The following is a 13,567-nucleotide window of genomic DNA, read 5'->3' as shown; positions in this document are numbered from 1 at the left end:
AGTCGGTCAGGCCGGCTGTGCTGCAAGGGCCGGACGCTCGACCGCCTGTTCCCTGATCGGCCAGTGGACGACGGCAGCGAAGATGCCGAGCGCTACGCCCAGCCACCAGACCGAATCGTAGGAGCCGAACCGGTCATAGAGATAGCCGCCCATCCACACGCCGAGGAATGATCCGATCTGGTGCGACAGGAAGACGAGCCCGCCGAGCAGTCCGAGATGCCGCGTGCCGAACATGATGGCGACAAGTGCATTTGTCGGCGGAACGGTCGATAGCCACAGAAGGCCCATCACGGCCGCAAAGATGACGACGGAAGCAGGCGTTTGAGGCAGGAGCAGGAAAGCGCTGACGGCGATCGACCGGGCAACGTAGATGTATGCCAGGAAATAGGGCTTGGAATAGCGCTGCCCGATGAAACCGGCGGCGAGCGAGCCGATGATGTTGAAGAAGCCGATCAGCGCCATGGCGATGACAGCGTAACGGGCATCGATCCCGATGTCGCCGAGATAGGCCGGAAAATGCGCGGTGATGAAGGCAACCTGAAAGCCGCAGACGAAGAAGCCGGTCGTCAGCAGAAGATAGCTCTTGTGGCCAAGGGCCTCCCGCAGGGCCTCGCCCACCGACTGCTTGAACTGGCTCTGTGACTGGGTACCGGAGTTTGCGTTGCCACGGAGCGGAAAGGCCAGCAGCGGCACGATCAGCATCATGATCGACATGTAGACCAGGCTGTCGGACCAGCCGAAGTTGCTGATCAGCGCCTGGCTCAGCGGCGCGAACAGGAACATGCCGGCAGAACCGGCGGCCGTGCCGAAGCCGAACGCCATCGAGCGTTGCTCCGGAGTGACGTTGCGAGCGAAGGCGGACAGGATGACGCTGAAGGAACCGGCACCGATCGCCGTGCCCACAAGAATGCCGCCACCGACATGGAGCCAGATCGGCGCATCGGCATTGGCCATCAGGATAAGGCCGGCGGCATAGAGAACGCCCGAGGTAGCCAGCACGCGGCCCGTTCCATATTTGTCGGCAAGCGCCCCGAAGAAGGGCTGGCTGAGGCCCCAGAACAGGTTCTGCAACGCCATGGCGAGGCCGAAGGTCGAACGGTCCCAGCCTGTCTCCGCCAGCATTGGAAGCTGGAAGAAGCCCATTGCCGAGCGCGGGCCGAAGGTCAGCATGGCAATGAGCGAGCCGGCGACGATGATCAGCCAGGGCATTGATGTTCGAGCGGCCTGGGTCATCGTGATGTCTCCTGTGTGATTGACGTGCTCGAACATAATGCCGAGCCGACCATTCCCATAATCAGTTTTGCTCAGGCGACCTATCACCCGAATTGATGGCAGTCAGATTTCCCCGGGAGGATCGATCTTGACTGCCCTGCGGCCGGTGCGCGCTTCGCGATAGATGGTGAAGAGCCCGGCGCACACGACAATCATCGAGCCGACGATCATGTTGAAGCCCAGGGTCTCGTTATAGATGAACACGCCGATCAGGGTGACAAGCACCAGCTGGAGATAGGACATGGACTGTACGATGACGGCATCGATGTAGTCGAAAGCGCGGATCAGCAGATAGTGCCCCACCACGCCCGATACGCAGAGGCAGAGCATCCAGTAGATGTCGTTGCCTTCGAAGCTTATCCAGTAGAAGGGGCCAACCAGCGAAATTGCCAACGCACCGGCGACGCCCGTGTAGAAGAAGCTGGTCGTTGCCGTATCCGTGCGGCTCGCGAGCCGGGTGGTGATCGAATACAGACTGTAAAGAAATGCTCCGGTGAGCGGCAGCAGCAGGCTGATGTCGAAACCACCCGCTTCAGGCTTGAGGATCAGGAGCACGCCGAGGAAGCCGACGGCAATGGCCGTCCACCTGCGCCAGCCTACGCGCTCGCCCAGCAGCGGCATGGACAGCAGGGCAACGATCAGCGGTGCGGATTGAAAGATCGCCTGGCTTGACGCAAGGCCGACGACTGCGAACGAGGTGATGGCCACGACGATCTGCACTGACAGAAGCACGCCTCGGAAAATCTGCAATGCGGGACGAGGTGTCGTCGCCGTACCCGATATGCCACCTCGCGACCGGCTGGCCAGGAGAAGGGCAAAGGCCGCGAAGGCCCAGTACCGCATCATCGTGATAAAAATGGCGGGATAATTATCCGCCAGATGCTTGGAAATGCCGTCCTGAATGGAAAAGATCGTTACTGCCAGAAGCGCGAATGCGAGGCCGGTCGCCCGAGGTGTCATGAAGGATCGAATTCCTGATGGCTGGCGGCTGCACCGGCTAAGTCGAAAAAAACAAAAAAAACCAAGGTTGTATGACAACCTTGGCTAGAGATAACGACCATCTTGTCGCAGGCGCAAGCCCAAAATCAACGTTTCTTGATCGCCCACGTCGTTTCGCGGCTCGCGATGACCCGCACCGGATCGCCAACCTTGATATGGCCGGTGTGTCGGGGCACGGCGTTCCAGCCGAAGAGGGGGCCGGGCACGCGGCGATCTGCAGACATGCGCAGACGGCCCATGGCCGGCATGGGGTTGGTCACCTCGCGCGAGCCGCTTTGTTGGTCCTGGGTGGTCATGATGCAGCGGGCGCAGGGTTTTACAAGATCGAAGGTCACGCCGGAGATTTCGATCGACGACCAGCCATCTTCTGCCCAAGGTTCGTCGCTCTCGACAACGATGTTCGGGCGGAACCGCTCCATGCCGACTTCCCCTTCGCCATGCGCGCGCATGTCGGCGTTGAGAGTCGCGAGGGAAGCGGTGGTCGTAACGAGAACCTGGTAACCGTCGGCGAATGTGACGGGGGTGCCTTCGCCGGCCCATTCCGTACTTGCGGTGCGCTCGGCCTGATCGTCGAAGAAGACCAGCCGCGTGTCCCGGCCCAGCCAGTCCGAAAGTCTGGCGTTTGTGACGTCGTCCGCCAGCGCTGCGCTTACAGGCGACTGCCAGACGACGACGTCGATGCGCCGCCGCGGGTCGGGCTGCTGGGCGTAGTGATCTCCTTGGCCGTCCATTGCCAAGTGCACCGACGCGCCCCGGGGAGTGACCGTCAGCCGCGCAAGGAGGGGAAGCTCGCGCTGCGTGATGAACTTGCCCGCGGCATCCGTAATCATCATGCGGCGGTCGCCGGGAATGCCGGTGCGGCCGATCTCGGCTTCCGGCAAAGCGATGCCACGGGCGCTCTTGAGGGGATAATAGTTGAGTTCACTGACCCGCATGGAAGTCTCTCATATCTCGTCGAGGAAGAGGTCGAGCACGTGCTTCAAGCGCTCGTGCCGTTCGGTGGCGAGTGCCCGGCCGGTCGCGGTCTGGAAGCCGTCCGCGAGCTTGAAGAGCTTCGTCTCGAAATGATCGATGGCGAAGGCCTTGTCATCGAGCGGGCGTTCCTGGGCCATGGGGTCGGCGGGGTCGTAGAGGCCGGATCCCATGCGGCCGGCGATATAGAAGCAACGGGCGGCACCAACCATGCCGATTGCGTCCAGACGGTCGGCATCCTGCAGGATCTTCGCCTCCTTGCTTTCCGGCGGGATATTGGCCGAGAAGCTGTGGGCGGTGATGGCGTGCGCAACAGCGGCGACGTCCGCATCCGCCCATCTCATGCTGGTCAAAACCTTGGCTGCCTTTTCGGCTGCAAGCCGGGATGCTTGTGCCCTGAACGGGGAGTTCTTCTCGACCGCGACACAGTCATGCAGAAGAACCGCGGCTGCGAGTATCCGTGCATCGCCGGCTTCTTCGGCCTGGATGCGCATTGCGTTGCGGAAAACGCGCAGGATGTGGGCGACATCGTGGGATCCGTCGTCCCCTTCGGCGGCATGCGGCAGCAGTGCCGCGGCCAGCTCCTCGTAGGGGAAAAACGCTGCTGCAAGAGAGGGGGTCACGCCTTGGCCTCCGGTTCTGCTTCAACCCTGATGGCGGCCGCGGACTTCTTCGCCAGTATCTTCTGGTAGAACAGTCCGATACCCATAAGCACCAGGCCAAGGCCGATGAACGACAGTGCCCGGAGGATACCCTCGAGGTTGGACATGTCTATCAGGAAGACCTTCAGTACGGTGATGATGACGAGGGCTGCCGACGCGATCCTGAGGCTGCGGGCATCGAACCGGGAGCCGAGGACGAGCAGGGCGACGCCGATCACCAGCCAGACGACGGAATAGGTGTAGGTTTCGTTTTCCAGGAAACCCTTCCAGTCGGCGATGTTCTCGCCGTGCCAGAAGCGGCGCACCGAAAGCGTCGCCCACAGGAAGCCGAGTGCCGCACCGGCAATGGCGAGCATCATCACGTAGGGTTTCGGCCGTTTGTCACTGGCGAAATAGGCGAGCCCGGCATAGGCGAGCGCCGGCATGAGATAGCCGATGAGCAGCAGGTTGATGAACGGCCAGCCGCCGGTGCTCTCGCCGCTGAAATAGGGATTGAGCGCGAAAACGTGCAGCGAGAGCACGTTGATCGTGGCCAGCACGCCGGCGATCATGGAGCCATAGCGGAAGACCGGGCTCGGCGCGCGCTGGTCCAATGTCATCAGCGTTGCCGAGAAGCCGATGGCGAGCAGCGTGTAGATCGACTGTTCACTGAGTGTCGGTATGCGATCGTCCAGCACGCCGCCGCTGATCGCATGGCGAACGAGTACGGCTAGTGCCATCATGACCGAAAGCGAGGCCAGCGCCTGAAGGACGTTGCGGATGCGGCTGCTGCGCCAGTTGCGCATCTCGTAGGCTGCAAGGACTGCCAACAGGGCAGGGATGCCGTAACCCGCCAGCAGCGCGTTCCAGAACGGTGTCGTGCCAAGCTGGTTCGGCCCGACAAGTGTCGGTTCCCAGCCGATCCGCCCGAAGATGAGGACAAGCGCCGCGGCCATGGCCCACGGCAATGCGGGCCACTGCCGCAGGCGGGTCGCCAGGACATAGGCAAAGCCGAGAACGGCGAGCAGGATCGTCGTGGTCATGCCATTGGTCAGCGCGTGGAGGCTGAAGGCGAAACCGGCAAACGAGCCGAGCACGATGAGGTTGGCAGGCCGGTCGAACTCGCCGGCAATGCTCCGCCTGAATCGCCATTGCGCCGCCGCCAGCAAGGCGCCTCCGAGGACCAGGCCGTAGAGGCCATGCGTCCAGTCGCGGCCAAGCAGGCCGAAATTCAGGAAGCTGATCGTCGCCAACGTAACCGGAACCGCGGACATCAGGATGGCCCAGATTGCGCCGAGCCTAGGATCGTTGTCCCCATGCCGGCGCAGGAAGATCAGGCCGAGGACGGAGAAGACTGCACCCAAAAGCAGGCTGATCGCGATCTCCCGACCGAATGTCACCAAAGGTGCCGTGCCACTGTCAGCGGCCGGGACGGGGACGTAATCGAGAAGGATGAGGGCCATGAGGCCGACGCACATTACGGCCCCGAACGCGGAAAGGATCGTCGGCCATACGGCGTAGGATCGGCTTGCCCCGATCGCGGCAAGGCCGGCGACGAGCGATGCCGCTGCGAAGGCCGGCAGGATGGAATCCGTGCCGCCGATCGCGAGGAACGCCAGTACAGGCAGAAGAATGGCAAGCGACAGCGACAGGTTGATGCCGAGCGGCCTGCGCCGCAGGAAGCGCCACCAGGTTTCATTCGTTGCGGGCGCAAAGCCAAGCTGTGCTGCCGGCCAGATGAAACCCGTTCCGGCCACCATGGCGAGCAGGGCAAGGGTCGGGGGTAGCGGGTCGAAGATATAGGTCTCGAACGCATAAGCGATGGCCCAGGCAGCCAGTCCGAGGTTGGCCAGCGCCGGCACGATTGTCCACCTGCGGACCCGTGCAGCGGCTGCTGTCGCCAGCCACGAGATCGAGAGGAAGGTGAACAGAACCGTCGCACTCGGCGCGGTGGACGCAACCAATGCCGGGGTGATCATCGAGCCGGCAAGGCCCAGACCGGCCAGACCTTGTCCATGCAGAAGCGAGAGGGCGAGGGTCCCAAGCGAGACCAGGGCAAGCAGGGCAAAGGCAAGCGTTGGGCCGATGAAGCCGTAATAGCCGTGGGCGGCATAGGTTGCGCCGATAAGGGTGATGGATCCGGCTGCCGTCAGCGCACCGGGTATCATCGCATTGCCGTAGCGATCCGCCACCTGTGGCAGGATGCGGCGTCGGACGATTTCGCCGGCACCAATCAGGACGAGGCCGAAGATGCCAGCCAGCACAAGCCGCGTCTCCGGGCCGATCAGGCCACTTTCGATGGAGTAGCGGATCAGGAAGATGCCACCCAGCGCCAGCGCCACGCCGCCAACCCACACGGCCCAGCGTGCACCGAGATTGCTCTCCAGCGTTTCGCGCCCCTCGGGTTTTGCGGAAGGCTCAGCCAGCGGCGGCGATTCGATGGGTTCCCGGGCAGCGATATCGGCCTGAACGACACCTGCCTCTCCGGATTGTGGTTCGCTTGCCTCTATCTGTGGAGGTGGTGCGACCTGAACGGCTTCGTGCTGGCCGAGAGACGTCGATGCAGGCGCAGCCGAAAAATCCGCCCGCAGCTTCGTGACTTCGTCCTCGAGCCTGGCCAACCGCTGCGATGTCTTTCGCTGCCACGCGATGCCGAGCACCAACAGCAGTAGAAGTAGAAGTTCCATTCGATCCCGCCCCCGGCAAAAGTGAGTTGCTTATACATGCGCAGATTGCCGGAAGGGAAGAGTAGGCGCCGGGCTACGAGGTTGCCGCCGCCTTATCGGGCTCCTTGCACAACTTTGCGTCACGCAATGGCTCGTATTTAGGCAATATGTAAAACGATGATTTTATGTGCAGAAATTGCTTGCTTAGGTCGGTGTTTGCCGCTTTGAATGTGGCAATTCCAACCAGCAGGGGACCAATGAAATGATGATGACGCGCAGACACTTGTCAAAACTCGGCGCCGCCGCCGCGATAGCCCTGAGTGCCGGGTTCTCGGCACCGGCATTCGCTGAGACGGCCATCAAGATGACGCTCGACTGGAAGTTCGAGGGGCCGGCCGCAGGTTTCCTTCTGGCTGTAGACAAGGGGTACTTCAAGGAAGAAGGCCTGGATGTGACGGTCGATACCGGAAACGGCTCGGTCGAGGCGATCCCGCGGGTGGCGACCGGCACCTACCAGGTGGGCTTTGGCGATATCAACTCGCTCATCAAGTTCCTGGATGAGGATCCGTCGCAGAAGATCAAGGCCGCAATGATGGTCTACGAGCGTCCGACCTTTGCGGTGGTTGGCCGCAAGTCGCTCGGCGTCACCGAGGATCCGAAGTCGCTCGAAGGAAAGAAGCTAGGCGCGCCGCCGCCGGATGGCGCCTTTGCCCAGTGGAAGGCCTTCAAGGAAGCGGCCAAGATCGACGACAGCGCCATCACGATCGAATCGATCGGATTTCCGGTCCGTGAGCCGATGCTCGCCAAGGGCGATGTCGATGCCGTGTTCGGTTTCGCGTTCTCCGTCATCCTCAACCTGAAGGCACAGGGCATCGAGGACGACGACATTGCGACGATCCTGATGGCTGAGAATGGTCTCAACCTCTATGGCAACGCTGTCATGGTGAACACTGATTTCGCTGCTGAAAATCCGGAAGCAGTGAAGGGCTTCATGAAGGCGCTCGCCAAGGGCTTTGCTGCTGCCGTTGCCAATCCCGAAGAAGGAGTGGCTGCCGTTCTCGCACGCAATGAAACCCTGAATTCCGACATCGAGCTGGAGCGCCTGAACATGGCCAACGCCATGAACATCAAGACGCCGTATGTGGTCGAGAACGGCTTCGGCGGTGTCGATATGGACCGCCTGACCGCATCCATCGCAACGCTCAAGGTTTCCATGGGTCTCAAGGGCGACATCAAGGCTGAGCAGGTGTTCGATGCGAGCTTCCTGCCGGCCAAGGAAGAACGGATGCTTCCCTGATCGAAGCATTGCCCTCCCTTGAGAGGGGATCGGCACGGAGTGCCGGGGGTGGGGTGAACGGCCGTTTATGTGTCATCCCCGCCCATTGCTTCGCGATAACCTCCCCCATCAAGGGGGAGGTGGTCGTACCCAGGCTGGCTCAAGAAAGAACCAACATATGTCCCACCTCGTTTCCATCGACGATGTCGATATGCGCTATGGCGGCGCGGAAGGCACCCTGGCGGTGTCGCAACTGACCATGAGGGTCGCCAAGGGCGAATTTGCTGCCGTGGTGGGTCCGTCCGGCTGTGGCAAGTCCACGTTGATGAAGCTCGTCACGGGATTGCATATTCCGCAGGCTGGCACCGTCATCGTCGCCGGCCAGCATGTGACGAAGCCGGTGTCGATCGTCGGAATGGCCTTCCAGAACCCGACCTTGCTGCCGTGGCGCACGACGCTGGAGAACATTCTCCTGCCGCTTGAGATCGTGGAGAAACACCGCCACCGGCTGCGCGCCAACAAGAAGGAATACGTCGCGAAGGCCGAGCACCTGCTCGAACTCGTCGGCCTCAAGGGGTTCGGTTCGAAGTTTCCGTGGCAGCTTTCCGGCGGCATGCAGCAGCGTGCCAATCTCTGCCGGGCGCTGATCCACGAGCCGGAATTGCTGATGCTGGACGAACCATTCGGTGCGCTGGATGCTTTCACCCGTGAGGAGCTGTGGTGCGTCATCCGCGACCTGCATGCGGCGCAGGGTGTCACGATCGTTCTCGTAACCCACGATCTACGCGAGGCCGCATTCCTGGCCGACAAGATCTTCGTTATGAGCGCGCGGCCCGGCCGCATCCTTCGAGAGCACCTTGTGCCGTTCGCCCGGCCGCGGGATCTCGAGATCATGTACCACACGGAATTCAACGATCTCGTGCAACAGCTGCACGGAGAGATCGCGCAGGCGAGGGTAGTGGCATGACGATCGTGACGGACAACACGAAGCCCGCGTCGATCACCAGGCGGGAGCCGGCCAGGATCAACTGGGTCAAGGCTGCGCCTTGGCTATATACGCTCGGCCTGTTCCTTGCGTGGGAACTGCTGGTCATTGCCTTAGACATGCCCGTGACGATCCTGCCGGCGCCCAGCCGCATATTCGAAGCGGTGGTGCAGTACTGGTCGCCGCTCCTGAAGAACTCGCTGCAAACGCTGTTTACGACTACGCTGGGCTTCGGGCTGGCCGTCGTTGGAGGATTGGCGATCGGCCTGTTCATCGGATGGTCGAAGACCATCTATGCCGGGCTCTATCCGCTGATGATCGGCTTCAACGCGATCCCCAAGGTGGCCGTCGTGCCGATCCTGGTGATCTGGTTCGGGATTGGCACCATCCCCGCCGTCATCACCGCCTTCCTGATCTCCTTCTTCCCGATCGTCGTGAACGTGGCGACGGGGCTGGCCACGATCGAGCCGGAAACGGAGGATGTTTTGCGCGCCCTCGGCGCCAGGAAGATCGACATCATGTTGAAGGTCGGCATCCCCCGTTCGATGCCCTATTTCTTCGGTTCGCTGAAGATCGCCATCACCCTGGCATTCGTCGGTTCGGTCCTCAGCGAGACCGTCGCCTCGAACTACGGTCTTGGCAACATGATGAGTTCTGCACAGAGTCAGTTCAACGTGCCGCTGGTCTTTGCCGGACTGCTGGCGCTCGCAATCGAGGGTATCGCGATGTACGCGCTGATGGCCTGGATCGAGAAGCGCATGACCGGCTGGGCGCATCGCTCCACGATGGCGAACTGAGCGTAGAATGACCCTGCGCGGTCGCATGCCTGCCGCCTAAGTTGGATAATTGGGCATCGGGTCCGGCTTCCTCGTAAAAAGCCGGACCCGATGCCTCCGTTCCATCAGGCCGATGACGCCGTCGTGCCGAGCGGTTGGCCGGCCCGACGGGTCCGCATGCGTCATCCTGTCGGCGACTGAAGGTCTGGAAACAGGCTTTCCGGGGCGGTTTCAGGCTTCGCTGCCGGTTTCTTTTCAGGCTCGGGCTGCTTGTCAAAGGCGAGCTTCACCGCCTTCGTCACATGGCGGCTCGTCTCCCACCATTGGCTGGCATTCATCCAGTAACGCAGGGTCACCTTGGCGCTGCCGGAATCGAACTCGGCGACGTAGGTGGTCGGCGCCGGGTTGTTCAGAACGTGTTTTTCAGCGGTCGCCGTCGCCAGAAGTTTTTGCTGCGCCTTGTCGATGCATTCACCGGCATCGATGCTGATGGTGACCTCGTGGCGGCGGGTCTTCAGACGGCTGAAATTGGTAATCGGCACGTTCCACAGGGTCGAATTCGGCGCCAGTCGGTATACGCCCTCGGCGGTGCGCAGTTCGGTGGCAAACAGGCCGACCTCGATGACGGTGCCGTTGACGCTGCTGGTCTCGATCGTCTCGCCCACCCGGAAGGGACGCAGCACCAGCAGCATGATGCCCGCGGCAATGTTTTGCAGCGTGCCCTGTAGCGCCAGGCCGACCGCGAGGCCGATCGCACCGAGAGCGGCGAGAATGGATGCCGTCTGGACGCCGAACTGGCCGAGCGCCATCACGAACACCAGGATCAGCACGCCGTAGCGCACGACCTTGGAGAAGAAATGCGCCAAGGTAGCATCGATACCGTGGATGCGCGACATGCCGTTAAAAGCCCAGCGGCTCAGCATGCCGGACGCGATCCAGCCGATGGTGATGAGGATGAGGGCGCCGATAATCGAGAACGAGTACTGGACGGCCAGTGCCATCAGTTGCGCGAGGGCCGCCCTTGTGGCGACGACTGCATCAGATGCCTGTTCCATACCTGTGCCTGTTCCTTTCCCTCGATCTGCCCCCTAATTGGAGCAGGTGTCGTTGAGGTCAAGCGAAGCAGCCAGACTTTTAGGGAGGCGGGGCCTTCTGTTGATAATGCTGATGTTTCGCTGAATCAGGATAGCCGGAGCGGCAGCACGAACGATGCGCGGCCATCGGTTTCAGCGCCTCGGCCGATGGACTTGATTGCCGCCACGAGCCGGCCATTGCGCTCCAGCAGGCGGTCGCCGAATTCGATCAGGCGCGTGTTTGGCGTCGCATGCGGCGCAACGGTGCGCATCCGTGCGGCCAGAGCGAAATCGTCCTCTTCCGGATCGACGGCGAGCGACGCGATCATTGCGGCTGCCGGCGAGCGGGAGACACCCATCCAGCAATGGATGACAATCGGAGCGACGCCGTCCCACTGGCGCGCGAACTGAATGAGCTGTTCCACATGCGTTTCCGCCGGCGCGATGAGGTCGCCTGTCCCGGCAAAGGTGATGTCGTTCATCTTCAACGTGAGGTGCCGGTCCGCGGCAATGATCCCCGGGCGGTGGAACGCGTGCTTTTCCGCCATCAGGCTGATCATGTGGCTTGCTTTGTGGCGCACAGCCAGTTCCGCGATGCTGCCGAGGGGACAGACGACGATCGCGGTCATGGCCCGCAATCCTGCCGACGCCCGGCTTCCAGCTCCTCGAAGCGCTTGAGAAAGGCTTGCTGCGCCTCACGCGCCGGCATGGGCTCGATCGGCAGCATGTCCGTCGTGATGCCGCGCGGCTGCCCGAAGAACTTGCGGGCCTCTTCGGCTGAAAACCCGGCCAGTTCGGTCGCCTCGAAAAAGGCGGCAATGGTATCGGCCTTCTTGATCTGCGTCTTCAATTCCCGGCTGGCGTGGGCGGGCAGGCCGAAACGCAGATGGATGGCAGCCTCCAGTCGATGCTCGACGGTCTTGTAGCCGCCGCCGACCACAGACTTGAAGGGGGATATCATGTCGCCGATGACATATTCGGGCGCGTCATGCAGCAGGGTCATCAGAAGCGGCTGGCAATCATCGCCATGGTTTCGCCGAAAGATCTCCTCCACAACGAGACAATGCTGGGCGACAGAAAACGCATGGTCACCACGTGTCTGGCCGTTCCACCGCGCAACGCGGGCGAGCCCATGGGCAATATCCGCGATCTCGATATCGAGAGGCGAGGGATCCAGTAAATCGAGGCGGCGACCCGACAGCATGCGCTGCCAGGCGCGGGCCGATTTGCCCAGGCTCACGGTCCGGCCTCTTCTTCACTGCTGGGGAACGAAAGGCCGCTCCACGCCGGTAGCGCAACCGTCACCGCCACGTCGCCGGCAAGCACAGGAATTCCTGCCGACATTGCACTGCCGATACGATCGGTACGAACGATGGCGAGCCCCGAACGCCCGCAGACGGTTCCGAGCGTACCGACCGCTTTACCCTCGGCCGTAATTTCCGTGCCCGTGGCGGGAAGATCGGTTTCGGCACTGATCTGGACGAGACGGCGCCTGGCGGTGCTGCGATGCTGCATGCGCGACACCACCTCCTGGCCCACATAGCAACCCTTGCGGAACGAAAGGCTGCCGTTGATATCCATCAGGACGTCATGAGGAAAGGCATCCTGCAACGCGTAATCCGCACCCGAGGCTGCAACACCGGCTTCCACGCGCAAAGCATTGTAGTCCCCATCGAAGCTCTCGGCCCCTGCCTGGCCTCGAACGCGTATGACGGGGATGCCTGCCTGGCCGAATCGGGCGTCGGCGGCCCCCTCACGGGCTGCCTGCTCACCCCAGAAAACAGTCGCGCCTTCATCCGGGGTCGTTTCGATTTCAACGGCAGAGCGCAGCTTGTACATGGTCAGGCGACGGCTGAGTGCTTCGAGCTGCGAGCTTTCTGTTTCGATGAAAAAGCCGTCGGCCTCTCGCCAGATGAGGAAATCGAAGAGAATCTTGCCTTGCGGCGTCAGGAGGGCGCCGCCACGCGCTTCGCTCAAGGGTAGCGAGGCGACATCCGTGGTGATCAGATTCTGCAGGAAGCTCTCGGCCTCCTGTCCGGAAGTGCGAAGAAAGCGGCGCTCAGGAAGGTAGGCGGCTGGCATCTGGAAAACTCGTTTTGAGAAGCCTGACAGTTAGGCATTTGCTGCGGTCGCGGCAAGGGCTCGGGGTGAGCGCGAATCAGTCGCCGCCGGTAAACGACTTCCATTCGCCGTCGGGAGTGATGGCGAGCCTGTAGAAGTTGTAATTGCCGGCGTCCTCCATCCCGATCAGGTCGCCGGCGGTCACGATACGCAGCAGTTCTACCCGCTCTGGAGGCGTCAGTGTCGCGAGCGACTTCCCGGCGAAATAAGGCCAGACATAAACCTCCTCTGGCGTGCCTGCATCGATGCGGGCAGCGCCGGTGGAGAGAATATCCAGGAGGATCGCGAGGATCTCCAGCCCATCCGGATCACCGGAGTAGCTTTTCATGGCTTCGATGGGATCGCTGATTTCGCCGTTGACTTGCGTCTGACGCGGGCCGGGATTGGTTAGCGTGCGCAGTTTCTCTATATCCCCGGATGCGGCAGCCTCGACAATCAGTTCACGCATCCGCCGCACCGGCTCGGGAAGAGCGGATGATTCCAGAATGATTTCGGCGTCGACGGGAGCTGCGGGCGCGCCGGTCTCGTCTGCGCCGTCCGATGATTCGGTCGGCTCGTCCGGCGAGCGATTGATGAGGGGATCGGGAAGGGGAAGGTGGGGGGACGATTCGTTATCGATTGCCTCTTGCTCCTGAGCGCGCGAATCACGAACAGGTCCGACTTCTGACAGGGCAGCAGAATCAAAGGGGAGCAGCAATATCGTAAGGCTGATCAGGAAGGCGGCGAGCGAAACTCGCCCTGGCTCTTGCTGACAATCACGCGCGCTTGGCATGGAAATGCCTCAGC

The 13,567-nt window shown here is 62.0% G+C and carries 13 protein-coding genes; 3 read left to right on the top strand and 10 right to left on the bottom strand.

Going from position 1 to position 13,567, the window contains the following annotated elements; translation table 11 throughout:
* Positions 1–6 precede the first annotated feature (6 nt).
* The 5 genes from LH464_RS12995 to LH464_RS12975 form a co-directional block, all read right to left on the bottom strand.
* Entirely contained in the window at positions 7–1,233 is a 1,227-nt protein-coding gene (locus LH464_RS12995; protein WP_226786809.1) for an MFS transporter, read from the bottom strand.
* 102 nt (positions 1,234–1,335) lie between these two features.
* Positions 1,336–2,232: a DMT family transporter gene (locus tag LH464_RS12990; protein ID WP_226786808.1), complete on the bottom strand. Its 897-nt coding sequence runs from the start codon at positions 2,230–2,232 to the stop codon at positions 1,336–1,338.
* 125 nt (positions 2,233–2,357) lie between these two features.
* Positions 2,358–3,206 (bottom strand): MOSC domain-containing protein, encoded by an 849-nt coding sequence (locus LH464_RS12985; protein WP_226786807.1) that lies wholly within the window; start codon positions 3,204–3,206, stop codon positions 2,358–2,360.
* Between the two features lie 9 nt (positions 3,207–3,215).
* Positions 3,216–3,866 (bottom strand): HD domain-containing protein, encoded by a 651-nt coding sequence (locus LH464_RS12980; RefSeq protein ID WP_226786806.1) that lies wholly within the window; start codon positions 3,864–3,866, stop codon positions 3,216–3,218.
* Positions 3,863–6,571, bottom strand: coding sequence for a DUF2339 domain-containing protein (locus LH464_RS12975; RefSeq protein WP_226786805.1), 2,709 nt, complete (start codon positions 6,569–6,571; stop codon positions 3,863–3,865). Before LH464_RS12975 ends, LH464_RS12980 begins: the two co-directional genes overlap by 4 nt.
* Before the next feature lie 241 nt (positions 6,572–6,812).
* On the opposite strand from LH464_RS12975, the gene LH464_RS12970 reads away from it, so the two are divergent.
* From LH464_RS12970 to LH464_RS12960, 3 genes are all read left to right on the top strand, one after another.
* Entirely contained in the window at positions 6,813–7,847 is a 1,035-nt protein-coding gene (locus LH464_RS12970) for an ABC transporter substrate-binding protein (RefSeq protein ID WP_226786804.1), read from the top strand.
* A gap of 157 nt (positions 7,848–8,004) precedes the next feature.
* Positions 8,005–8,793 carry an ABC transporter ATP-binding protein gene (locus tag LH464_RS12965; RefSeq protein ID WP_226786803.1) on the top strand — a complete coding sequence of 263 codons (789 nt, stop codon included), beginning with the start codon at positions 8,005–8,007 and terminating at the stop codon, positions 8,791–8,793.
* Complete coding sequence (locus LH464_RS12960; protein WP_226786802.1) at positions 8,790–9,608, top strand: ABC transporter permease; 819 nt, start codon at positions 8,790–8,792, stop codon at positions 9,606–9,608. The genes LH464_RS12965 and LH464_RS12960 overlap by 4 nt, the downstream gene beginning before the upstream one ends.
* A gap of 161 nt (positions 9,609–9,769) precedes the next feature.
* On the opposite strand, the gene LH464_RS12955 is transcribed toward LH464_RS12960, so the two are convergent.
* The 5 genes from LH464_RS12955 to LH464_RS12935 form a co-directional block, all read right to left on the bottom strand.
* The gene (locus tag LH464_RS12955) at positions 9,770–10,642 is read right to left on the bottom strand and encodes a mechanosensitive ion channel family protein (RefSeq protein ID WP_226786801.1); all 873 of its coding nucleotides are present in this window, start codon (positions 10,640–10,642) and stop codon (positions 9,770–9,772) included.
* Positions 10,643–10,767: 125 nt separating this feature from the next.
* Positions 10,768–11,289, bottom strand: a complete 522-nt coding sequence (locus LH464_RS12950; protein WP_226786800.1) for a tyrosine phosphatase family protein — start codon at positions 11,287–11,289, stop codon at positions 10,768–10,770.
* On the bottom strand, positions 11,286–11,864 hold the full coding sequence (locus LH464_RS12945) for an HD family hydrolase (RefSeq protein ID WP_226786856.1): 579 nt from the start codon (positions 11,862–11,864) through the stop codon (positions 11,286–11,288). Before LH464_RS12945 ends, LH464_RS12950 begins: the two co-directional genes overlap by 4 nt.
* 32 nt (positions 11,865–11,896) lie before the next feature.
* Complete coding sequence (ygfZ, locus tag LH464_RS12940; protein WP_226786799.1) at positions 11,897–12,742, bottom strand: CAF17-like 4Fe-4S cluster assembly/insertion protein YgfZ; 846 nt, start codon at positions 12,740–12,742, stop codon at positions 11,897–11,899.
* Positions 12,743–12,818: 76 nt separating this feature from the next.
* A complete protein-coding gene (locus LH464_RS12935; protein ID WP_226786798.1) occupies positions 12,819–13,553 on the bottom strand; it encodes a hypothetical protein in 735 nt (244 codons plus the stop codon).
* Positions 13,554–13,567 lie beyond the last annotated feature (14 nt).

Source organism: Pseudorhizobium xiangyangii, from assembly GCF_020531965.1.
Classification (GTDB): Bacteria; Pseudomonadota; Alphaproteobacteria; order Rhizobiales; family Rhizobiaceae; genus Neorhizobium; species Neorhizobium xiangyangii.
This window is presented reverse-complemented; position numbering and strand designations above follow the sequence as displayed.